This is a genomic window from Pseudomonas monteilii, from assembly GCA_001534745.1.
Lineage (GTDB): Bacteria > Pseudomonadota > Gammaproteobacteria > Pseudomonadales > Pseudomonadaceae > Aquipseudomonas > Aquipseudomonas alabamensis.
The window spans coordinates 402,218-422,852 of sequence record CP013997.1 but is presented as its reverse complement, the minus strand read 5'-3'; the positions used below and the strand labels follow the sequence as shown (position 1 = coordinate 422,852).

At 58.9% G+C, this 20,635-nt stretch carries 18 protein-coding genes, 6 tRNA genes and 3 rRNA genes; 7 read left to right on the top strand and 20 right to left on the bottom strand.

All coding sequences use genetic code 11. The features are described from left to right. Positions 1 to 157: 157 nt before the first annotated feature. The 17 genes from APT63_01900 to APT63_01820 form a co-directional block, all read right to left on the bottom strand. A complete protein-coding gene (locus tag APT63_01900; protein AMA44463.1) occupies positions 158 to 853 on the bottom strand; it encodes a 50S ribosomal protein L1 in 696 nt (231 codons plus the stop codon). After that, positions 854 to 1,285, bottom strand: coding sequence for a 50S ribosomal protein L11 (locus tag APT63_01895; GenBank protein ID AMA44462.1), 432 nt, complete (start codon positions 1,283 to 1,285; stop codon positions 854 to 856). It abuts the gene before it with no gap. 119 nt (positions 1,286 to 1,404) lie between these two features. Further along, a complete protein-coding gene (locus APT63_01890) occupies positions 1,405 to 1,938 on the bottom strand; it encodes a transcription termination/antitermination protein NusG (GenBank protein ID AMA44461.1) in 534 nt (177 codons plus the stop codon). Between the two features lie 9 nt (positions 1,939 to 1,947). Next, a complete protein-coding gene (locus tag APT63_01885) occupies positions 1,948 to 2,316 on the bottom strand; it encodes a preprotein translocase subunit SecE (GenBank protein ID AMA44460.1) in 369 nt (122 codons plus the stop codon). A gap of 44 nt (positions 2,317 to 2,360) precedes the next feature. Beyond that, positions 2,361 to 2,436: transfer RNA gene (locus tag APT63_01880), tRNA-Trp, on the bottom strand. Between the two features lie 230 nt (positions 2,437 to 2,666). After that, positions 2,667 to 2,742, bottom strand: a tRNA-Thr gene (locus APT63_01875). A gap of 25 nt (positions 2,743 to 2,767) precedes the next feature. Then, positions 2,768 to 2,841 (bottom strand) — tRNA-Gly (locus APT63_01870). A gap of 23 nt (positions 2,842 to 2,864) precedes the next feature. Beyond that, positions 2,865 to 2,949, bottom strand: a tRNA-Tyr gene (locus tag APT63_01865). Between the two features lie 143 nt (positions 2,950 to 3,092). Beyond that, positions 3,093 to 3,518, bottom strand: a complete 426-nt coding sequence (locus APT63_01860; GenBank protein ID AMA44459.1) for a hypothetical protein — start codon at positions 3,516 to 3,518, stop codon at positions 3,093 to 3,095. A gap of 7 nt (positions 3,519 to 3,525) precedes the next feature. Beyond that, complete coding sequence (locus APT63_01855; GenBank protein ID AMA44458.1) at positions 3,526 to 4,272, bottom strand: type III pantothenate kinase; 747 nt, start codon at positions 4,270 to 4,272, stop codon at positions 3,526 to 3,528. After that, positions 4,262 to 5,221: a biotin--protein ligase gene (locus tag APT63_01850; GenBank protein ID AMA44457.1), complete on the bottom strand. Its 960-nt coding sequence runs from the start codon at positions 5,219 to 5,221 to the stop codon at positions 4,262 to 4,264. The genes APT63_01855 and APT63_01850 overlap by 11 nt, the downstream gene beginning before the upstream one ends. Positions 5,222 to 5,375: 154 nt before the next feature. Then, a 5S ribosomal RNA gene (rrf, locus tag APT63_01845) occupies positions 5,376 to 5,491 on the bottom strand. A 115-nt stretch (positions 5,492 to 5,606) separates the two neighbouring features. Further along, positions 5,607 to 8,519 (bottom strand): 23S ribosomal RNA (locus tag APT63_01840). Between the two features lie 242 nt (positions 8,520 to 8,761). Beyond that, positions 8,762 to 8,837 (bottom strand) — tRNA-Ala (locus APT63_01835). A 31-nt stretch (positions 8,838 to 8,868) separates the two neighbouring features. Further along, positions 8,869 to 8,945, bottom strand: a tRNA-Ile gene (locus tag APT63_01830). A gap of 76 nt (positions 8,946 to 9,021) precedes the next feature. Continuing rightward, positions 9,022 to 10,568, bottom strand: a 16S ribosomal RNA gene (locus tag APT63_01825). The 16S, 23S and 5S rRNA genes sit together here with 2 tRNA genes alongside, the layout of an rRNA operon. A 579-nt stretch (positions 10,569 to 11,147) precedes the next feature. Further along, a complete protein-coding gene (locus APT63_01820) occupies positions 11,148 to 12,347 on the bottom strand; it encodes a tyrosine--tRNA ligase (protein AMA44456.1) in 1,200 nt (399 codons plus the stop codon). A gap of 210 nt (positions 12,348 to 12,557) precedes the next feature. Between APT63_01820 and APT63_01815 the strand changes: the two genes are divergently transcribed. Together APT63_01815 and APT63_01810 are read left to right on the top strand one after the other, a co-directional pair. Further along, positions 12,558 to 13,967, top strand: coding sequence for a peptidase M23 (locus APT63_01815; GenBank protein AMA44455.1), 1,410 nt, complete (start codon positions 12,558 to 12,560; stop codon positions 13,965 to 13,967). 2 nt (positions 13,968 to 13,969) lie between these two features. Then, positions 13,970 to 15,061: an anhydro-N-acetylmuramic acid kinase gene (locus APT63_01810; GenBank protein ID AMA44454.1), complete on the top strand. Its 1,092-nt coding sequence runs from the start codon at positions 13,970 to 13,972 to the stop codon at positions 15,059 to 15,061. Between the two features lie 69 nt (positions 15,062 to 15,130). On the opposite strand, the gene APT63_01805 is transcribed toward APT63_01810, so the two are convergent. Together APT63_01805 and APT63_01800 are read right to left on the bottom strand one after the other, a co-directional pair. Then, a complete protein-coding gene (locus APT63_01805; protein ID AMA44453.1) occupies positions 15,131 to 15,481 on the bottom strand; it encodes an iron-sulfur cluster insertion protein ErpA in 351 nt (116 codons plus the stop codon). A 228-nt stretch (positions 15,482 to 15,709) separates the two neighbouring features. Beyond that, positions 15,710 to 16,744, bottom strand: coding sequence for an N-acetyl-gamma-glutamyl-phosphate reductase (locus APT63_01800; GenBank protein AMA44452.1), 1,035 nt, complete (start codon positions 16,742 to 16,744; stop codon positions 15,710 to 15,712). Between the two features lie 140 nt (positions 16,745 to 16,884). On the opposite strand from APT63_01800, the gene APT63_01795 reads away from it, so the two are divergent. From APT63_01795 to APT63_01780, 4 genes are all read left to right on the top strand, one after another. Then, on the top strand, positions 16,885 to 17,310 hold the full coding sequence (locus APT63_01795; protein ID AMA44451.1) for a hypothetical protein: 426 nt from the start codon (positions 16,885 to 16,887) through the stop codon (positions 17,308 to 17,310). A 123-nt stretch (positions 17,311 to 17,433) separates the two neighbouring features. Further along, positions 17,434 to 18,216, top strand: a complete 783-nt coding sequence (locus APT63_01790; protein ID AMA44450.1) for a short-chain dehydrogenase — start codon at positions 17,434 to 17,436, stop codon at positions 18,214 to 18,216. A 61-nt stretch (positions 18,217 to 18,277) separates the two neighbouring features. After that, positions 18,278 to 18,616, top strand: coding sequence for a histidine triad nucleotide-binding protein (locus APT63_01785; GenBank protein AMA44449.1), 339 nt, complete (start codon positions 18,278 to 18,280; stop codon positions 18,614 to 18,616). Positions 18,617 to 18,681: 65 nt separating this feature from the next. After that, positions 18,682 to 19,329 carry a 2-octaprenyl-3-methyl-6-methoxy-1,4-benzoquinol hydroxylase gene (locus tag APT63_01780; protein ID AMA44448.1) on the top strand — a complete coding sequence of 216 codons (648 nt, stop codon included), beginning with the start codon at positions 18,682 to 18,684 and terminating at the stop codon, positions 19,327 to 19,329. A gap of 43 nt (positions 19,330 to 19,372) precedes the next feature. On the opposite strand, the gene APT63_01775 is transcribed toward APT63_01780, so the two are convergent. Continuing rightward, complete coding sequence (locus tag APT63_01775; protein AMA44447.1) at positions 19,373 to 19,795, bottom strand: peroxiredoxin; 423 nt, start codon at positions 19,793 to 19,795, stop codon at positions 19,373 to 19,375. A 188-nt stretch (positions 19,796 to 19,983) separates the two neighbouring features. Here APT63_01775 and APT63_01770 point away from each other — a divergent pair, with 188 nt between their 5' ends. Next, positions 19,984 to 20,628 carry a cyclic AMP receptor protein gene (locus APT63_01770; GenBank protein ID AMA44446.1) on the top strand — a complete coding sequence of 215 codons (645 nt, stop codon included), beginning with the start codon at positions 19,984 to 19,986 and terminating at the stop codon, positions 20,626 to 20,628. Positions 20,629 to 20,635 lie beyond the last annotated feature (7 nt).

Sequence of the window (20,635 nt, the reverse complement as noted above, 5' to 3'; positions counted from 1 at the left end):
GATGTCGTTTTGGTGTCTGATTCGATCACGAATCGGGAGCACCATCTGCGTGGGCTGGTGTTTTAAGGCTTGCGCCGCCTACGGTCTTGGATAGCCCCCGCCAGGCAGGGACCCCAATCTTTTGCTGCCGCCACGAACAGGTCGCGGCGGCTGGGTGTTACACGTCGAGCGAACCTTGGTCGATGACCAGGCCTGGACCCATGGTGGTGCTCAGGGTCACGCGCTTGACGTAGATACCTTTCGAAGAAGCAGGCTTGATACGCTTGAGGTCAGCGATCAGTGCTTCAACGTTTTCCTTCAGCTTGGTGGCTTCGAAGCCGACCTTGCCAACGGAGGTGTGGATGATACCGTTCTTGTCGGTACGGTAGCGAACCTGACCGGCCTTGGCGTTCTTGACGGCGGTAGCGACGTCAGGCGTCACGGTACCGACCTTCGGGTTAGGCATCAGGCCGCGAGGACCCAGAACCTGACCCAACTGACCGACAACGCGCATGGCATCCGGAGAAGCGATGACGACGTCATAGTTCAGGTCGCCGCCTTTCATTTCGGCAGCCAGGTCGTCCATACCAACGCGGTCGGCGCCGGCAGCCAGAGCGGCTTCGGCAGCCGGGCCCTGGGTGAAGACGGCAACGCGGACGGTCTTGCCAGTGCCATGTGGCAGCACGGTAGCGCTACGAACGACCTGGTCGGATTTACGTGGGTCAACGCCGAGGTTGACGGCAACGTCGAAGGATTCGGTGAACTTCACGGCGGACAGTTCAGCCAGCAGGCTAGCTGCTTCTTCGAAGTTGTAAGCCTTGCCCGCTTCGACTTTCGAAGCGATGGCCTTTTGGCGCTTGGTCAGCTTAGCCATTTACACACCCTCCACGTTGAGGCCCATGCTGCGAGCGGAACCGGCGATGGTGCGCACGGCTGCGTCCAGGTCAGCGGAAGTCAGATCGGCCTGCTTGGCCTTGGCGATCTCTTCCAGCTGGGCACGGGTCACGGTACCGACCTTGACGGTGTTCGGACGGGCCGAACCGCTGGTCAGGCCAGCTGCTTTCTTCAGCAGAACCGAGGCAGGGGTGCTCTTGGTCTCGAAGGTGAAGCTGCGGTCACTGTAGACAGTGATGATCACGGGCGTCGGCAGGCCGGCTTCTTGACCCTGAGTACGGGCGTTGAAGGCCTTGCAGAATTCCATGATGTTCACGCCGTGCTGACCCAGTGCAGGGCCGACGGGTGGGCTTGGGTTGGCCTGGCCGGCCTTAACTTGCAGCTTGATGTAAGCCTGAATCTTCTTAGCCATGAGCTACTCCAATATCGGGTACGAACGCCTGTTGGCTCCCCGGATGACTTGCGTTTTATCCCAGTGACGACAAAACCCCGCAGCACTATGGGCTGCGGGGTATGGGATGCTGCGTTCGGTTAGACCTTCTCGACCTGACCGAACTCGAGCTCCACCGGGGTGGAGCGACCGAAAATAGTCACAGCTACGGTGAGCCGGTTCTTTTCGTAATTGACTTCTTCGACACTGCCGGTGAAGTCGGCGAATGGGCCGTCGTTGACACGCACCGACTCACCCACTTCGAACAACGTCTTGGGCTTCGGCTTGTCGGTGCCATCGGCAACACGACGCAGAATGGCCTCGGCCTCACGATCGGTGATGGGCGCAGGCTTGTCGGCGGTACCGCCGATGAAACCCATGACGCGCGGCGTGTCCTTGACCAAGTGCCAAGTGCCTTCGTTCATTTCCATCTGGACTAGCACGTAGCCAGGGAAGAACTTGCGCTCGCTCTTGCGCTTCTGGCCATTACGCATCTCGACCACTTCTTCGGTCGGGACCAGAATTTCGCCAAAGCCGTCTTCCATCTCGTGCAGCTTCACACGCTCAGTCAGAGAGCGCATCACATGCTTCTCGTAACCCGAGTGAGCATGCACAACGTACCAACGCTTAGCCACGGGACACCCTTAGCCAACAATCAAGGAAACCAACCAGCCGAGCAGGGAATCGAGCCCCCACAGCAGCAGCGCCATGACCAACACAACGACCACAACGATGAGCGTGGTTTGAGTGGTTTCTTGGCGGGTTGGCCACACGACTTTACGAATCTCGGTACGGGCTTCCTTCGCCAACGTGAAGAACGCCTTGCCTTTTGCAGTCTGCAAGGCGATGAAGCCTGCAGCAGCAGCCAGAGCAAGGAGTGCTAGAACACGGTACAGGATCGGCGCAGCAGAATAGTACTGATTGCCGACGACGCCAATGACGACCAATGCAACAACAGCCAGCCACTTGAAAAGGTCAAAACGCGATTCTTGGGCTTCAGTTTTGGTGGTCATCGAGGAGGATCCTGTGAGAAGAAAGCCAATCACGCCGAGGTGAATGGCAGGTCAGGAGGGAATCGAACCCCCAACCTACGGTTTTGGAGACCGTCGCTCTGCCAATTGAGCTACTGACCTTTAACACTGTATCAGGCCGACCATTATGCTGACCTGACTGAGAGAAATCAACTACTTATTCAGTAGCCTTGCTGCTACACGCCGTGGCGTCGATCGGGCGACAACACCTGCACGGATGCGCGACATGCTCGCTCGTCATGCTGGGCAAGGCGCTTACCCTGCACAGAACACGCACGAACTATTACCGCTATTAAAACAAAGGCAGATATTTTCATATCTGCCTTGTCGTATGGAGCTCTTGAGCGGACTTGAACCGCTGACCTCACCCTTACCAAGGGTGTGCTCTACCAACTGAGCTACAAGAGCGTAACACTTGCAAAAACAGCAAACTTGGAGCGGGTAGCGGGAATCGAACCCGCATCATCAGCTTGGAAGGCTGAGGTTCTACCACTAAACTATACCCGCGGAGCTTGCGGCTCTCGCTAAAATGGTGGAGGGGGAAGGATTCGAACCTTCGAAGTCGAAGACGTCAGATTTACAGTCTGATCCCTTTGGCCGCTCGGGAACCCCTCCTGAGCGTGGGCGGCATTTTCAACTCTTGCCGTCCTGCTGTCAAGCTTTTTCTCATTTAAATCTTGAGGTTAGCTCATTTGACAGCAGCTTCTGGTTAACCACCTGAGTGGTGTTCCCTGTGAAGCGGGCGCCATTCTATCAAGCTATTCAGCAGTTGCAATACCCCTGCACAAAATAATTTTATGTTTTAAGTCATTGAAATCCATCGAAAGACTGGCAAGCACCGCTGAGTCCAGCAAACGCTCGCTCTGAGGCTCGATCTTCAGCCACAAGCCATCGGCGCCAGGCACTTGCCCTGCCACGCGCGTGCTGGCCACATCCAGGCTGAGCAACCGCTGTCGCAACGCCTCGACACGCGCTGGCTGGATAAACCCGCCGACGATCATGCATTCATCCGGGCGCCGCGCGACAGGGGTCTTGTTCATCTCGCGCAGCAGCTGGATCTCACGCTGTGTCCCCTTGTAGAGGGAGGTCGAGGTCACTTCCTTGACCTTCAGCGGAGCCTGTTGCTGATGCCAGACGAAGTACACCCCATTCAGGACGAGCAGGAGCAGGAATAACCAGCGCATCATCACCTCAGTCTAATGGGCAGGCCATGGCCAGCCCCACGAACACCAGGTCCGGCAACAGACGCGCTTGTGGAGCGACCTCTCGCACCAGCGGCGCATCACCCCCGGTAAGAAAGACAGTGCACCCCTCCCCCCAACGCGCCTGCGCCTGCTCTATCTGACCCTTGGCAAACCCCTGCATCATCAGCACACAGCCTCGCTCGACAGCCTCTACGGTCGAACGACCCGGACTCATGTCTTCCAGGGCTCGCTCTGCTGACGCATCGTCATAGCGGATCTGCCGGGTATGGGTACGCAGTTGTCGCCTCATCAGCGGCATGCCTGGACAGATGTAACCCCCCAGGTGCTGGCCGTGCGCGTCGACGAAGTCCGCCTTGGCGGCTGTACCGAAATCCAGCACCAGGCAGGGACCCTGGGCCAGATGAAAGCCCGCCAGCGCACCCAGCCATCGATCCAGGCCCAATCGCTGATAGTCGACGTAGCCATTGTGCACGCCTGCCAAAGACTGCACGGGCTTGACGGTGTGCGGCACGACCTGGAAGGCCGCGGTCAACGCCGCGCACAAGGCGACGGTTTCTTCGTGGCCGCGTACGCTGACCAGACGGCAAGCCTGGAAGCTCAGGTTCAATGCCTGCACGGCGCTCAAAAGCGCGTGATCGGTCTCGACGAACCCGCCAGACACGACCTCAGCCGTGTCGAAACGAATCACACGCCATTTGATGAAACTGTTCCCGCAATCGAGCTCAAGTATCATGCTTCAACCTCAGACTGAGCTCCCCGCCGCTGAAACTCTTTTCTACGCCGTCGACACTCAGCCGCAAGCCGCCCTGGTCATCGACGCCCATGACGATTCCGTCGATGGTTTGAACGCCGGCGATCAGCGACACAGCCTTGCCCTGCCACAGGTTGGCCTGCTCCCAGGCTTCCTTGAAGGCGCCAAAACCCTGGGCAGCATGCCGCTGCAGCTCGCTGTCGAGCTGACGATTGAGCTGAGCGATCAGCACGTTCCTGTCCAGGTGGCTGCCTGTCTCATGCCTGATCGAGGTCCATTGCTGAGTGACGCTGTCGTTCTCCTGCATGTTGACGTTGATGCCGATGCCTATCACGACATGACACACATCGGCAGGATCGCCCACCAGCTCGAGCAGGATACCCGCGATCTTGCGCTCACCGACCAGCACATCGTTCGGCCACTTCAGCCCGGCCTTGACCACACCCAGGTCACGCAGGACCTGCATCACGGCCAGCCCCACGACCAGGCTCAGGCCTTCCAGCTGCCTCATGCCACCTTCGATACGCAGCACGAGGCTGTAGTACACGTTCTCGGCAAAAGGACTGACCCATTGACGACCTCGGCGACCCCGACCTGCGCTTTGCCGCTCGGCCAAGACCAGGAAGGGCGCGCGCGCGCCCTCTGCAAGATCACGCAGTGCTTGTGCATTGGTCGAATCGAGGGCTTCGTGCACTGACACGGGCCATACGCCTGGTTGGGAGTGCTGCTGGATGACACCAGGATCGAGCAGGGTGAGAGCGTTGGCCAACTGGTAACCGCGACCCCTGACCTTGTGCACCGTCACACCGAACTCGCTCTCCAAGTGCTGCAGCTGCTTCCAGACAGCGGCGCGGCTGACGCCCAGTGCAAAACCCAGGTCCTGCCCCGAATGAAAGCGGCCATCCTTTAGGAGATTCAACAACTTCAGCATGCCAGTCTCGACTTGAAATGAGGCTGGCATCATAGCCATGCACCCATCGATTGCATAGGGAAAGGCAGGGTGCGTGGAGACCCATCGATGTTCAATGGCGTAGAAAAGACAAAACCCCTACCTGCATGCGCAGATAGGGGTTTTGCGAAATGAATCTTGGCGATGACCTACTCTCACATGGGGAAACCCCACACTACCATCGGCGATGCATCGTTTCACTGCTGAGTTCGGGAAGGGATCAGGTGGTTCCAATGCTCTATGGTCGCCAAGAAATTCGGTAGCCGGACCGTCGTATCGACAGGCCAGCAGATTCGGATATGTGATCTTTGTGTGTTTGCGAACTTTCGGTTCGTGTGTCTTCGCACCCAACCTGCGCTTGGCAGATTGCTTGGGTGTTATATGGTCAAGCCTCACGGGCAATTAGTATTGGTTAGCTCAACGCCTCACAGCGCTTACACACCCAACCTATCAACGTCGTAGTCTTCGACGGCCCTTTAGGGGATTCAAGATCCCAGTGAGATCTCATCTTGAGGCAAGTTTCCCGCTTAGATGCTTTCAGCGGTTATCTCTTCCGAACATAGCTACCCGGCAATGCCACTGGCGTGACAACCGGAACACCAGAGGTTCGTCCACTCCGGTCCTCTCGTACTAGGAGCAGCCCCTCTCAAATCTCAAACGTCCACGGCAGATAGGGACCGAACTGTCTCACGACGTTCTAAACCCAGCTCGCGTACCACTTTAAATGGCGAACAGCCATACCCTTGGGACCGGCTTCAGCCCCAGGATGTGATGAGCCGACATCGAGGTGCCAAACACCGCCGTCGATATGAACTCTTGGGCGGTATCAGCCTGTTATCCCCGGAGTACCTTTTATCCGTTGAGCGATGGCCCTTCCATACAGAACCACCGGATCACTAAGACCTACTTTCGTACCTGCTCGACGTGTGGGTCTCGCAGTCAAGCGCGCTTTTGCCTTTATACTCTACGACCGATTTCCGACCGGTCTGAGCGCACCTTCGTACTCCTCCGTTACTCTTTGGGAGGAGACCGCCCCAGTCAAACTACCCACCATACACTGTCCTCGATCCGGATGACGGACCTGAGTTAGAACCTCAAAGTTGCCAGGGTGGTATTTCAAGGATGGCTCCACGCAGACTGGCGTCCACGCTTCAAAGCCTCCCACCTATCCTACACAAGCAAATTCAAAGTCCAGTGCAAAGCTATAGTAAAGGTTCACGGGGTCTTTCCGTCTAGCCGCGGATACACTGCATCTTCACAGCGATTTCAATTTCACTGAGTCTCGGGTGGAGACAGCGCCGCCATCGTTACGCCATTCGTGCAGGTCGGAACTTACCCGACAAGGAATTTCGCTACCTTAGGACCGTTATAGTTACGGCCGCCGTTTACCGGGGCTTCGATCAAGAGCTTCGCTTGCGCTAACCCCATCAATTAACCTTCCGGCACCGGGCAGGCGTCACACCCTATACGTCCACTTTCGTGTTTGCAGAGTGCTGTGTTTTTAATAAACAGTCGCAGCGGCCTGGTATCTTCGACCGGCATGGGCTTACGGAGCAAGTCCTTGACCCTCGCCGGCGCACCTTCTCCCGAAGTTACGGTGCCATTTTGCCTAGTTCCTTCACCCGAGTTCTCTCAAGCGCCTTGGTATTCTCTACCTAACCACCTGTGTCGGTTTGGGGTACGGTTCCCGATTATCTGAAGCTTAGGAGCTTTTCTTGGAAGCATGGCATCAACCACTTCGTCGCCTAAAGGCAACTCGTCATCAGCTCTCGGCCTTGAGATCCCGGATTTGCCTAAGATCTCAGCCTACCACCTTAAACTTGGACAACCAACGCCAAGCTGGCCTAGCCTTCTCCGTCCCTCCATCGCAATAACCGGAAGTACAGGAATATTAACCTGTTTTCCATCGACTACGCTTTTCAGCCTCGCCTTAGGGACCGACTAACCCTGCGTCGATTAACGTTGCGCAGGAAACCTTGGTCTTTCGGCGTGGGAGTTTTTCACTCCCATTGTCGTTACTCATGTCAGCATTCGCACTTCTGATACCTCCAGCCAGCTTCTCAACTGACCTTCACAGGCTTACAGAACGCTCCTCTACCGCATCACCTAGTGGTGATACCCGTAGCTTCGGTGCATGGTTTGAGCCCCGTTACATCTTCCGCGCAGGCCGACTCGACTAGTGAGCTATTACGCTTTCTTTAAAGGGTGGCTGCTTCTAAGCCAACCTCCTAGCTGTCTAAGCCTTCCCACATCGTTTCCCACTTAACCATGACTTTGGGACCTTAGCTGACGGTCTGGGTTGTTTCCCTTTTCACGACGGACGTTAGCACCCGCCGTGTGTCTCCCATGCTCGGCACTTGCTGGTATTCGGAGTTTGCATCGGTTTGGTAAGTCGGGATGACCCCCTAGCCGAAACAGTGCTCTACCCCCAGCAGTGATACATGAGGCGCTACCTAAATAGCTTTCGAGGAGAACCAGCTATCTCCGAGCTTGATTAGCCTTTCACTCCGATCCACAGGTCATCCGCTAACTTTTCAACGGTAGTCGGTTCGGTCCTCCAGTCAGTGTTACCTAACCTTCAACCTGCCCATGGATAGATCGCCCGGTTTCGGGTCTATACCCAGCGACTGTTCGCCCTATTAAGACTCGCTTTCGCTACGCCTCCCCTATTCGGTTAAGCTCGCCACTGAATATAAGTCGCTGACCCATTATACAAAAGGTACGCAGTCACCTAACAAGTAGGCTCCCACTGCTTGTACGCATACGGTTTCAGGTTCTATTTCACTCCCCTCTCCGGGGTTCTTTTCGCCTTTCCCTCACGGTACTGGTTCACTATCGGTCAGTCAGTAGTATTTAGCCTTGGAGGATGGTCCCCCCATATTCAGACAAAGTTTCTCGTGCTCCGTCCTACTCGATTTCATTGGAAGAAGATTTTCGTGTACGGGGCTATCACCCACTATGGCCGCACTTTCCAGAGCGTTCCACTAATCTTCAACCAACTTAAGGGCTGGTCCCCGTTCGCTCGCCACTACTAAGGGAATCTCGGTTGATTTCTATTCCTCAGGGTACTTAGATGTTTCAGTTCCCCTGGTTCGCCTCATGCACCTATGTATTCAGTGCAGGATACTCAGCTTGTGCTGAGTGGGTTCCCCCATTCAGAGATCTCTGGATCACAGTCTGTTTGCCGACTCCCCAAAGCTTATCGCAGGCTACCACGTCTTTCATCGCCTCTGACTGCCAAGGCATCCACCGTATGCGCTTCTTCACTTGACCATATAACCCCAAGCAATCTGGTTATACTGTGAAGACGACATTCGCCGAAAATTCGCATGTTGCGCTCTCGCGCAGAACTCACAAATTTTACCTTAGCCTGATCACCACCAGTGAAAGTGGCCATCAGTCTATTTCTATCACATATCCGAATTTTTAAAGAACGATCTGACAAAAGTCAGAAATCAACATTTCACAGCCTCAAGCTGCAAATGTTCATTTCTAAGTTCTGAACAGCGGCGACGATGGAAGTGGTGGAGCCAAGCGGGATCGAACCGCTGACCTCCTGCGTGCAAGGCAGGCGCTCTCCCAGCTGAGCTATGGCCCCGTGTGTCGTAGCATCAAGCCGCACCATGAAATGGTAGGTCTGGGCAGATTTGAACTGCCGACCTCACCCTTATCAGGGGTGCGCTCTAACCAACTGAGCTACAGACCTATAACAGGGTCGCGTTACAGCATCGTCTTCGTACAAAGAATCAAGCAATTCGTGTGGGGGCTCATCAGCTGGCTGATGTCGTCGATTAAGGAGGTGATCCAGCCGCAGGTTCCCCTACGGCTACCTTGTTACGACTTCACCCCAGTCATGAATCACACCGTGGTAACCGTCCTCCCGAAGGTTAGACTAGCTACTTCTGGTGCAACCCACTCCCATGGTGTGACGGGCGGTGTGTACAAGGCCCGGGAACGTATTCACCGCGACATTCTGATTCGCGATTACTAGCGATTCCGACTTCACGCAGTCGAGTTGCAGACTGCGATCCGGACTACGATCGGTTTTGTGAGATTAGCTCCACCTCGCGGCTTGGCAACCCTCTGTACCGACCATTGTAGCACGTGTGTAGCCCAGGCCGTAAGGGCCATGATGACTTGACGTCATCCCCACCTTCCTCCGGTTTGTCACCGGCAGTCTCCTTAGAGTGCCCACCATAACGTGCTGGTAACTAAGGACAAGGGTTGCGCTCGTTACGGGACTTAACCCAACATCTCACGACACGAGCTGACGACAGCCATGCAGCACCTGTGTCAGAGTTCCCGAAGGCACCCATCCATCTCTGGAAAGTTCTCTGCATGTCAAGGCCTGGTAAGGTTCTTCGCGTTGCTTCGAATTAAACCACATGCTCCACCGCTTGTGCGGGCCCCCGTCAATTCATTTGAGTTTTAACCTTGCGGCCGTACTCCCCAGGCGGTCAACTTAATGCGTTAGCTGCGCCACTAAAATCTCAAGGATTCCAACGGCTAGTTGACATCGTTTACGGCGTGGACTACCAGGGTATCTAATCCTGTTTGCTCCCCACGCTTTCGCACCTCAGTGTCAGTATCAGTCCAGGTGGTCGCCTTCGCCACTGGTGTTCCTTCCTATATCTACGCATTTCACCGCTACACAGGAAATTCCACCACCCTCTACCGTACTCTAGCCTGCCAGTTTTGGATGCAGTTCCCAGGTTGAGCCCGGGGCTTTCACATCCAACTTAACAAACCACCTACGCGCGCTTTACGCCCAGTAATTCCGATTAACGCTTGCACCCTCTGTATTACCGCGGCTGCTGGCACAGAGTTAGCCGGTGCTTATTCTGTCGGTAACGTCAAAATTGCAGAGTATTAATCTACAACCCTTCCTCCCAACTTAAAGTGCTTTACAATCCGAAGACCTTCTTCACACACGCGGCATGGCTGGATCAGGCTTTCGCCCATTGTCCAATATTCCCCACTGCTGCCTCCCGTAGGAGTCTGGACCGTGTCTCAGTTCCAGTGTGACTGATCATCCTCTCAGACCAGTTACGGATCGTCGCCTTGGTGAGCCATTACCTCACCAACTAGCTAATCCGACCTAGGCTCATCTGATAGCGCAAGGCCCGAAGGTCCCCTGCTTTCTCCCGTAGGACGTATGCGGTATTAGCGTTCCTTTCGAAACGTTGTCCCCCACTACCAGGCAGATTCCTAGGCATTACTCACCCGTCCGCCGCTGAATCCAGGAGCAAGCTCCTGTCATCCGCTCGACTTGCATGTGTTAGGCCTGCCGCCAGCGTTCAATCTGAGCCATGATCAAACTCTTCAGTTCAATACTGCTTGGGTTTTTAAGAAACCCTAAACTTGGCTCAGCAATCTCAAATGACTACTATGATTACTCATGTGTCACTTGTGATGCTGATAATCTATCTGACTATCAGTCCAAACTCACAAGCACCCACACGAATTGCTTGATTCAATTTGTTAAAGAGCGTTTGGCTGAGAAGCTTTCGTCTCAACCGAGGCGCGCATTCTACGCTGTCCTCGTTGTGTGTCAAGCGTTTATTTTGAAGTTCTTTTCGGGAAACCCTAACAACTTCAACCACTTGACTCGCTGCGATCTCTCGAAGCGGGAGGCGAATCATACAGCGTTACAACCTGCTGTCAACTGCCTTTTTCACCGCTTCCGGTCGGAACCGAAGCCCTTCCAGCTTCATCTCGATTCACGCAACCTGTTGATTAACAAGGCGTTTATCGTTCCGACTGCGTTGGAAGTGGTGCGCATTATAAGGGGATCTGAAACCCCGTCAACCCTTTATTTCAAAATCATTTCAATCTCTTGAAAACGCAGCGGGGGAGGTCGTACCGACCTCCCCCGCTGCTTATATAGCCCTGCACGCAGACACGCGACTCACTCAGTCTTCAGCGTGATCCGTGCAAACGCCTTCTTGCCTGCCTGGCACACATGCGTGCTGCCCACGGTGAACATGAACCCACGATCCACGCTGTCGCCATCCACCTTCACCGTACCCGCATTGAGCAGGTCCCGTGCAGTTGCCGAGTTCTTGACCAGCCCCGCCCGGTTCAGCACGGCCGCGATCGGCATGTCTTCATTCGACACGATCTCGACCTCGGGCAGATCCTCGGGCAACTCACCTTCTTTCATGCGATTGCCGGCGGCACGGTGCGCGCTGGCTGCCGCCTCTTCGCCATGGAACCGCGCCACGATCTCTTCGGCCAGCTTGATCTTGACGTCGCGCGGGTTGGCACCGGCCTGCACATCGGCGCGCAACTGATCGATCTCTTCCATGGAACGGAAGCTCAGCAACTCGAAGTAACGCCACATCAAGGTATCGGGAATCGACACGAGCTTGCTGTACATCACGCCGGGCGCTTCCTGGATGCCGACATAATTGCCCAGCGACTTGGACATCTTCTTCACGCCGTCGAGCCCTTCGAGCAGCGGCATGGTGACGATGTTCTGCGCTTCCTGCCCATAGGCGCGCTGCAACTCGCGCCCCATCAGCAGGTTGAATTTCTGATCGGTCCCGCCCAGCTCGACGTCCGCCTTGAGCGCGACCGAGTCGTACCCCTGCACCAATGGATAGAGGAACTCATGGATAGCGATGGGCTGATTGCTGGAATACCGCTTGTCGAAGTCGTCGCGCTCCAGCATGCGGGCCACGGTGTACTGCGACGCCAGGCGAATGAAGTCGGCCGGTGTGAGCAGGTCCATCCAGGTGGAGTTGAACGCCACCTCGGTCTTGGCCGGATCCAGAATCTTGAAGACCTGCTGCTTGTAGGTCTCGGCGTTGTCCAGTACCTGCTCACGCGTCAGTGGTGGACGCGTGGCGCTCTTGCCGCTGGGGTCACCGATCATCCCGGTGAAGTCACCGATCAGGAAGATCACCTGATGCCCCAGCTCCTGGAACTGGCGCAGCTTGTTGATCAACACCGTATGGCCCAGGTGCAAGTCCGGCGCGGTCGGGTCGAAGCCGGCCTTGATGCGCAGCGGCTCACCACGCTTGAGCTTCTCGACCAGTTCCGACTCGACCAGCACCTCTTCCGCACCGCGCTTGATAAGCGCCAGCTGTTCTTCAACCGACTTCATACACAGACCCGCAAGGCTCAGATTCAAAGGGAGCCAACCATACAAGATCGGCCATCAAAAACAAGTTCGACACACGATGTGACTCATGGCAGGCCCTGAGACGTCTGCCGCCCTTGCGCCGAAAAGGATTTGGTTATATTTTATACAGTTATTTCATCTTCATCATGTCATTCATCTATTCCTTTTCACCTTTTCAAAGTCACCTCACCTATGACCAACGACACGCCTAAAGCGCCTCCGCTTTATCCGAAGAGCCATCTATTGGCCGCCAGCGGCCTCGCCGCCCTCCTCAGCCTGGCACTTCTGGTCTTTCCTACCAGCGACGTGGAAGCCAAGAAGACCACCCTCAGCCTTGAACTGGATAGCCCGGTCGAGCAACTCAAGGACGATTCGCGCACGGCGCCGCTCGTGCAATCGAACAACCAGCAAGCTTCGCCCTTCGCCCAGATCGACACACCGGCTGCGGCCGCCAAGCCCTCCGAAGAAACGGCCGCCACTGCCCCTGCCAAAGCCCTGCCGAGCCATCGGGAAGTGAAGGTCGCCAAGGGCGATACGCTGTCCACGCTGTTCGCCAAGGTGGGCCTGCCCGCCAACGTGGTTCACGACGTGCTCGCCAGCAGCAAGCAGGCCAAGCAGTTCAGCCAGCTCAAGCATGGCCAGGTGCTGCAGTTCGAATTCGACAAGGACGGTGCCCTGGCCCTGCTGCACACCAAGGTCAACAACCTCGAAAGCATCCGCCTGGCGCGCACCGACAAAGGGTTCACCTTCGAGCGCGAAATCAGCAAGCCCGTGGTACGCACGGCCTATGCCCACGGCGTGATCAACAGCTCGCTGGCCGCTTCGGCGCAGCGTGCCGGTCTGTCCCACAGCATGACCATGGACATGGCCCGCGTCCTGGGCTACGACATCGACTTCGCCCAGGACATCCGCCCTGGCGACGAATTCGACGTGGTCTACGAGCAGAAGGTCATGGACGGCAAGGTCGTCGGCACCGGCAACATCCTCTCCGCCCGCTTCACCAACCGCGGCAAGACCTACACCGCGGTGCGCTACACCAACAAGCAGGGCAACACCAGCTACTACACCGCCGATGGCAACAGCCTGCGCAAGGCCTTCATTCGCACCCCGGTAGACTTCGCCCGCATCAGTTCGCGTTTCTCCGCCGGGCGCAAGCATCCGATCCTCAACAAGATCCGTGCCCACAAGGGCGTCGACTACGCGGCGCCACGCGGCACGCCGATCAAGGCGGCAGGCGATGGCAAGGTGCTGCTGGCCGGACGTCGCGGCGGCTACGGCAACACCGTGATCATCAAGCATGGCAACGCCTACCAGACGCTCTACGGGCACATGCAGGGCTTCGCCAAGGGCGTCACCACCGGCAGCACCGTCAAACAGGGCCAGGTGATCGGCTACATCGGCACCACGGGCCTGTCCACCGGCCCGCACTTGCACTATGAATTCCAGGTCAACGGCGTTCACGTGGACCCGCTGAGCCAGAAAGTGCCCATGGCCGACCCGATCGCCAAGGCCGAACGCCAGCGCTTCCTGCAGCAGAGCAAACCCCTGATCGCCCGCATGGATCAGGAAAAAGCCACCCTGCTCGCCTCCAACAAGCGCTGACCATGGCGCTCTATATCGGGGTGATGTCCGGCACCAGCCTGGACGGGCTGGACATTGCCCTGGTGAAGCAGAGCGAATCCGTTCGCCTGCTGGCCAGCCGCTACCTGCCCATGCCAGGCGATCTTCGCCAGGCCCTGCTCGCCTTGTGCGCCAGCGGGCCAGATGAAGTGGCACGCGCAGCTTTGGCCGAGAACCACTGGGCCAGCCTTGCAGCCGACGGGGTGAACACCCTGCTCGCCGAGCAAGGCTTATTGCCCGCGGACATCCGTGCCATCGGCAGCCACGGGCAAACCATCCGCCATGAACCGGCGCGTGGCTTCACGGTGCAGATCGGCAACCCGGCCCTACTAGCCGAGCGGACCGGCATCACGGTCGTCAGCGATTTCAGACGCCGCGATGTGGCGGCGGGCGGCCAAGGTGCGCCGTTGGTGCCAGCCTTCCACGAAGCATTGTTCGCCGACCTCAAGCAACCCCTTGCCGTCCTGAACGTCGGCGGCTTCAGCAACCTCAGCCTGGTCGAACCCGACATGCCCGTGCGGGGCTTCGACTGCGGCCCCGGCAATGTGCTGCTGGATGCCTGGATCGAGCGCATTCAGGGCCAGCCCTTCGACGCCGACGGTCGATGGGCCGCCAGCGGGCGCTTGTCGCAACCCTTGCTCGATGCCTTGCTGGCAGCGCCTTTCTTTGCGGGGAATGGCCCCAAGAGCACGGGGCGCGAAGTCTTCAACCTGCCGTGGCTGGACAACCATCTGGCCGCTCAAGGCCCGCTCGCGGACCACGACGTGCAGGCGACCCTGCTGGAGCTTACCGCGCGCAGCATCGTCGATGCGTTGCTTCAGGCACAGCCCCACTGCCAGAGGGTTCTGGTCTGTGGCGGTGGTGCACGCAATGGTGCGCTGATGCAGCGCCTGGCCCATCTCCTGCCAGGGGTGAACGTTGCCAGTACCGCCGCGCAAGGTGTAGATCCGGATTGGATGGAAGCCATGGCATTCGCCTGGCTCGCCCACTGCTGCCTGGAAGGTATCCCGGCCAACCGTCCGAGCGTGACGGCAGCACGGGGGCTACGCGTGCTGGGCGCCATCTACCCTGCCTGAGGCCGATACCCGGAACGCAGACAGCAAAACGCCGCGCAATCGCGCGGCGTTCTGGTTTCAGGCGCCCACTCAGATCGAGAAGGACGAACCACACCCGCAGGTGGTGGTGGCATTCGGGTTCTTGATGATGAACCGCGAGCCTTCCAGGCCTTCCTGGTAATCCACCTGGGCGCCTGCCAGGTACTGGAAGCTCATGGGATCGACCACCAGCGCCACGCCCTCGCGCTCGACCACGGTATCGTCATCGGCCACATCCTCATCGAACGTGAAGCCGTACTGGAAGCCCGAGCAACCGCCACCCGTGACGAAGACGCGCAACTTGAGACGATCGTTGCCTTCCTCGGTCACCAAGGTCTTGACCTTGTGCGCGGCCCCTTCGGTGAACTCCAGGATGGTAGGGGTGAAGGTTTCGACACTCATCAGACTCTCCCGGCGCAATGCCGCCATAACACGTGATGGCGTGCATTATCCGCTTCTCCTAGAAAATTGGTCAACTATGGGGGGCGTGAGTGGCAAGCTTCGAGCTTCAAGCTTCAAGCTTCAAGTAGAAGCAGATCGCGGCGCTTCGCTGATCTGCTCTTGCTCTTACTTGTAGCTTGTAGCTTGTAGCTTGTAGCTTGTAGCTTGCAGCTCACGCCCCCTAATGGACTAGGGCAGCATGCCCGCATGGGCCAGACCCAGGCGCTCGTCCAGCCCGAAGAGGATGTTCAGGTTCTGCACAGCCTGCCCAGACGCCCCCTTGACCAGGTTGTCGATCACCGACAGCACCACGACCAGATCACCCCCTTGTGGACGGTGAACCGCAATACGGCACATGTTGGCGCCCCGTACGCTGCGCGTCTCCGGATGGCTACCCGCCGGCATCACATCGACGAACGGCTCGTCGGCATAGCGTTTCTCGAACAGCGCCTGCAGATCGACCGACGTGTCGGCCACGGTCGCATACAGGGTGGCGTGGATACCGCGAATCATCGGGGTCAGGTGCGGCACGAAGGTCAGGCCGATCTCGCCTCCTGCGGCCAGCCGCAAACCTTGGCTGATTTCGGGCAGGTGGCGATGCCCTTTGACCGCGTAGGCTTTCATGCTCTCGCCCGCCTCGCAGAACAGCGAGCCGACCGCCGCCCCGCGCCCTGCACCACTGACGCCGGACTTGCAGTCGGCGATCAGGCGCATCGGGTCGGCCAGGCCGGATTCCAGCAGCGGCAGGAAACCCAGCTGCGTGGCGGTCGGGTAGCAGCCTGGCACCGCGATCAGGCGCGCCTGGCGAATCTTCTCGCGATTGACTTCAGGCAGGCCGTAGACCGCCCCCGGCAGTTGATCGGGTGCACCATGGGGCTGGCCGTACCATTTTTCCCATTCGACGGCGTCCTGCAGACGAAAATCGGCGGACAGGTCGATGATCCGGGTGCCGGCATCCAGCAGCTCACCGGCCAGGGCATGGGCGACCCCATGGGGTGTGGCGAAGAAGACCACATCGCACGCCGCCAGGGTTTTGGTGTCCGGTACGCTGAACTTCAAGCCGTCGTAGTGGCCTCGCAGATTGGGGTACATGTCCTCGACCGGCAAACCGGCTTCCGAACGCGAGGTGATGACCACCACGTCGGCCTGTGGATGCTGCGCCAGCAGACGCAGCAGTTCGACACCGGTGTAGCCCGTGCCGCCGACGATACCGACCTTGATCATGACGCGTGTCCCTCTCAACGAACCGACTGTAAAGCCACGATGATAGGGATGCGCACGCCTGCTCACAACCGTTGTGATGGCTCTGATGGCCGTTGCTCTCTACTATCTGACCACCGTGAAAACCCTCGAGGAAACCAACGATGCTCTATTTATGGATCAAGGCGCTGCATATCGTCAGCATGGTGTGCTGGTTCGCCGGGCTGTTCTACCTGCCCCGGCTGTTCGTCTACCATGCCCAAAGCACCGACAGCGTCAGCCAGGAACGCTTCGCCATCATGGAGCGCAAGCTGTACCGGGGCATCATGAACCCCGCCATGATTGCCACCTACGTGTTCGGCATCTGGCTGCTGGTGCTCAACCCAGGCTTCCTGAGCCAGGGTTGGATGCATGCGAAACTGACGCTGGTGCTGCTGCTGACCGGTTACCACCACATCTGCGGCGCACAACGCAAACGCTTCGCCCTGGGTGAGAACCGACGCAGCCACGTCTACTACCGCTGGTTTAACGAAGTGCCCGTGCTCGTGCTGCTGGCCGTGGTCATCCTGGTGGTCGTCAAGCCGTTCTGATCCGTCGTCGGGCGCCGGGCGCACCGGCATCGCCCGTTCCTGCCTTCAGGTGCTGCGCAAAAGCCAGCGCCTCCCCTGGCCTCGCGGTACACTGGCGCTCTTTTCGCCGCCCAGGAGCCGCGCATGACCCGTTACGCCATGATCACCGGCGCCTCCAGTGGCCTGGGCCTGGCCCTGGCCGAGGCCTTGGCACGGCGCGGGCGCAACCTCATTCTGGTGGCACGCCACCGCGAAGCCCTGGAGCCCATCGCCCTCGAACTGACCCAGCGGTTCGGCGTCGAGGTGCTGTTCCGTGCCTGTGACCTGAGCGAACCGCTGCGCGTATCGGGTTTCGTGCTCGAGCTGGAAGAAGGCGAGCACCGGGTCGACCTGCTGGTCAACTGCGCGGGTCTGCGTTCCTATGGGCCATTCCTGGCACAGGAGTGGGCCGACGAGCAGGACCTGCTCGAAGTCAACATCATGACCCTGACGCGCCTGTGCCACGCCGTGGGCAACCTCATGGCGCTGCACGGCGGAGGGCAGATCCTCAACGTGGCGGCCCTGGCGGCCCATGCGCCCGGTCCGTGGATGGCGGGCTACGCGGCCAGCAAGGCCTATGTCCTGAGCTTTTCCGAGGCCCTGCGCGAGGAACTCAAGCGGATCGGCATCCAGGTCTCGGTGCTCTGCCCTGGCCCGGTCCAATCACCACGGCGGCGCATTCCACGGCTGGAAGGCAGGCGCCGCTGCCTGAGCGCCGAAGAAGTCGCCCTGTATACGGTGCGGGCGCTGGACAAGAACCGCGCACTGATCCAGCCGGACGATCGCTATCGCTGGCTGGCGCTGGCACCGCGCCTGCTGCCCCGCTGGCTGACCCGCAAGCTGGCAGGCGTCATCCACCAGCGCTATCGACCGCTGGGTATCGAATAGCGCTGGGCGCAGGCGGTCACGCTGGTTACACTCGGCGCGACCCTCACCATGGAGACGTACTGTGGAGACTCTCTTCACCAAGATCATCAACCGGGAAATCCCGGCCAAGATCATCTACGAGGACGACCAGGTCCTGGCCTTTCACGACATTGCCCCGCAGGCCCCGGTGCACTTTCTGGTCATCCCGAAAAAGCCCATCCGCACCCTCAACGACCTGCAGGAAGACGACAAGCTCCTGGCCGGCCACATCCTGTTCACGGCGCAGCGCCTGGCCAAGGAACTGGGTTGCGAGGACGGTTTCCGCGTCGTCATGAACTGCAATGAACTGGGTGGCCAGACGGTCTACCACATCCATCTGCACGTGCTCGGCCAGCGCCAGATGAACTGGCCGCCGGGCTGATCCTGCGCACGCCCGTACCCGGCGATTGAGGTACACTGTCGGGCACACTCTTGCGGAGGTGCCCGATGGCTACCGAACGTCACTACTCGCCGCTCGACCGCGTGCTGCTGCAGGCCGATACCGCCCTGCGCACGCTGCTGCCCTTCAGCGGCCAACCGTCCCGTCCCTCTCCCGCCGTCGTCAAGCCCGACGTCCAGCTGGACGAGCCTCAGGCCCGGCACGTTGCCGGTCTTATGCGCATCAACCACACCGGCGAAGTCTGCGCCCAGGCGCTGTACCAAGGGCAGGCGCTGACGGCGAAACTGCCGCAGGTCCGCAAGGCCATGGAGCACGCCGCCGAAGAAGAGATCGATCACCTGGCCTGGTGCGAGCAGCGCATTCGCCAGCTCAACAGTCACCCCAGTGTCCTCAACCCGCTGTTCTACGGCATGTCGTTCGGCATTGGCGCCTTTGCCGGGCTGGTCAGCGACAAGGTCAGCCTGGGGTTCGTCGCCGCGACCGAGCGGCAAGTGTGCAAGCACCTGGATGAGCACCTGGCGCAGCTGCCCACCGAGGACGAAAAGTCCCGCGCGATTCTCGAACAGATGCTGACCGACGAAGCGCACCACGCTGAGTCCGCGCTCGATGCCGGCGGCTACCGCTTCCCCGCTCCGGTACGCTTCGGCATGAGCCTGCTGGCCAAGGTCATGACCAAGAGTACCTACCGTATCTGATGCCGTGGCCCGGGGATGCGGCGCATCCCCAGGCCCGCGCCTGTCAGTCCAGCTCGACGATCTCGTAGCCGTGGGTGACTTCCACGCCCGCACGCTCGAGCATGATGGAGGCCGAGCAATACTTCTCCGCCGACAACTCCACGGCGCGCTTGACCTGGGCTTCTTTCAGCCCACGCCCCTTGACCACGAAATTCATGTGGATGCGAGTGAAGACTTTTGGCTCTTCGTCGGCCCGATCGGCGTCCAGGAACGCCTCGCAGCTTTCCACGCGCTGACGTGACTTCTTCAGGATGCTCACGATGTCGAAACTGCTGCAGCCGCCCAGGCCCAGCAAAAGCATTTCCATCGGACGCACGCCCAGGTTCCGCCCCCCGGCCTCGGGTGGGCCGTCCATGACGACCACGTGCCCGCTGCCTGATTCACCAAGGAACATGGCCTCGCCGGCCCACTGGATACGCGCCTTCATTGTTCCTGACTCCTGACTGACAAAAGGTCCTCAGCTTAGACGCTGTCGGTTCGCTTGGAAACGATAAAGTCGCTCCGCTTGCCTGCCGACGTGCGACAAACGGTCTGATAAGCTGGCGCCAATTCGCTGGCGGCTCGCCGTCAAACAACCGATCAAACCCTTCGTGCACGCGTGGACAGGATTCCGTGATGGTCGCCTCAGCCTTGGCTCCTCGAATCAAGAACATCGACAAGTTGCTGGCGCATTGTCAGCGCCGCCGCCATGCGGCCAAAAGCAACCTCATCAGCGCCGGAGACACGGCCGATAGCCTGTCCTTCATCATCAAGGGTTCGGTCACCATCCTGATCGAAGACGACGACGGGCATGAAATGATCATCGCCTACCTCAATGCCGGCGACTTCTTCGGCGAGCTAGGCCTGTTCGGCCCCGAGGAACAGGCCTGCCAACGAAGCGCCTGGGTGCGCAGCAAGACCGACTGCGAAATTGCGGAAATCAGCTACGAGAAATTTCGCGAACTGGCCCACGAGGACCCGCAGATCCTGTATGCCCTGGGCGCACAGATGGCGCAACGGTTACGCAACACCACGCGCAAGGTCGGCGACCTGGCATTCCTCGACGTGACCGGGCGTGTGGCGCGCTGCCTGCTGGAGCTGTGCCAGCAGCCTGACGCCATGACCCACCCGGAGGGCATGCAGATCAAGGTGACGCGTCAGGAGATCGGCCGCATCGTCGGTTGCTCCCGAGAGATGGTCGGACGTGTCCTCAAGGATCTCGAGGAGCGCAACCTGGTCCAGGTCAAGGGCAAGACCATGGTCGTGCTGGGCGCACGCTGACACCCAC

What these genes read in the sequence shown, in the direction of transcription:
- APT63_01795 (AMA44451.1), top strand. Translation starts at nt 16,885, where the DNA reads ATGCTCTATTTATGGATCAAGGCGCTGCATATCGTCAGCATGGTGTGC.
- APT63_01820 (AMA44456.1), bottom strand. Translation starts at nt 12,347, where the DNA reads ATGAAGTCGGTTGAAGAACAGCTGGCGCTTATCAAGCGCGGTGCGGAA.
- APT63_01850 (AMA44457.1), bottom strand. Translation starts at nt 5,221, where the DNA reads ATGCTGAAGTTGTTGAATCTCCTAAAGGATGGCCGCTTTCATTCGGGG.
- APT63_01790 (AMA44450.1), top strand. Translation starts at nt 17,434, where the DNA reads ATGACCCGTTACGCCATGATCACCGGCGCCTCCAGTGGCCTGGGCCTG.
- APT63_01860 (AMA44459.1), bottom strand. Translation starts at nt 3,518, where the DNA reads ATGCGCTGGTTATTCCTGCTCCTGCTCGTCCTGAATGGGGTGTACTTC.
- APT63_01900 (AMA44463.1), bottom strand. Translation starts at nt 853, where the DNA reads ATGGCTAAGCTGACCAAGCGCCAAAAGGCCATCGCTTCGAAAGTCGAA.
- APT63_01770 (AMA44446.1), top strand. Translation starts at nt 19,984, where the DNA reads ATGGTCGCCTCAGCCTTGGCTCCTCGAATCAAGAACATCGACAAGTTG.
- APT63_01805 (AMA44453.1), bottom strand. Translation starts at nt 15,481, where the DNA reads ATGAGTGTCGAAACCTTCACCCCTACCATCCTGGAGTTCACCGAAGGG.
- APT63_01855 (AMA44458.1), bottom strand. Translation starts at nt 4,272, where the DNA reads ATGATACTTGAGCTCGATTGCGGGAACAGTTTCATCAAATGGCGTGTG.
- APT63_01885 (AMA44460.1), bottom strand. Translation starts at nt 2,316, where the DNA reads ATGACCACCAAAACTGAAGCCCAAGAATCGCGTTTTGACCTTTTCAAG.
- APT63_01780 (AMA44448.1), top strand. Translation starts at nt 18,682, where the DNA reads ATGGCTACCGAACGTCACTACTCGCCGCTCGACCGCGTGCTGCTGCAG.
- APT63_01895 (AMA44462.1), bottom strand. Translation starts at nt 1,285, where the DNA reads ATGGCTAAGAAGATTCAGGCTTACATCAAGCTGCAAGTTAAGGCCGGC.
- APT63_01775 (AMA44447.1), bottom strand. Translation starts at nt 19,795, where the DNA reads ATGAAGGCGCGTATCCAGTGGGCCGGCGAGGCCATGTTCCTTGGTGAA.
- APT63_01815 (AMA44455.1), top strand. Translation starts at nt 12,558, where the DNA reads ATGACCAACGACACGCCTAAAGCGCCTCCGCTTTATCCGAAGAGCCAT.
- APT63_01800 (AMA44452.1), bottom strand. Translation starts at nt 16,744, where the DNA reads ATGATCAAGGTCGGTATCGTCGGCGGCACGGGCTACACCGGTGTCGAA.
- APT63_01810 (AMA44454.1), top strand. Translation starts at nt 13,970, where the DNA reads ATGGCGCTCTATATCGGGGTGATGTCCGGCACCAGCCTGGACGGGCTG.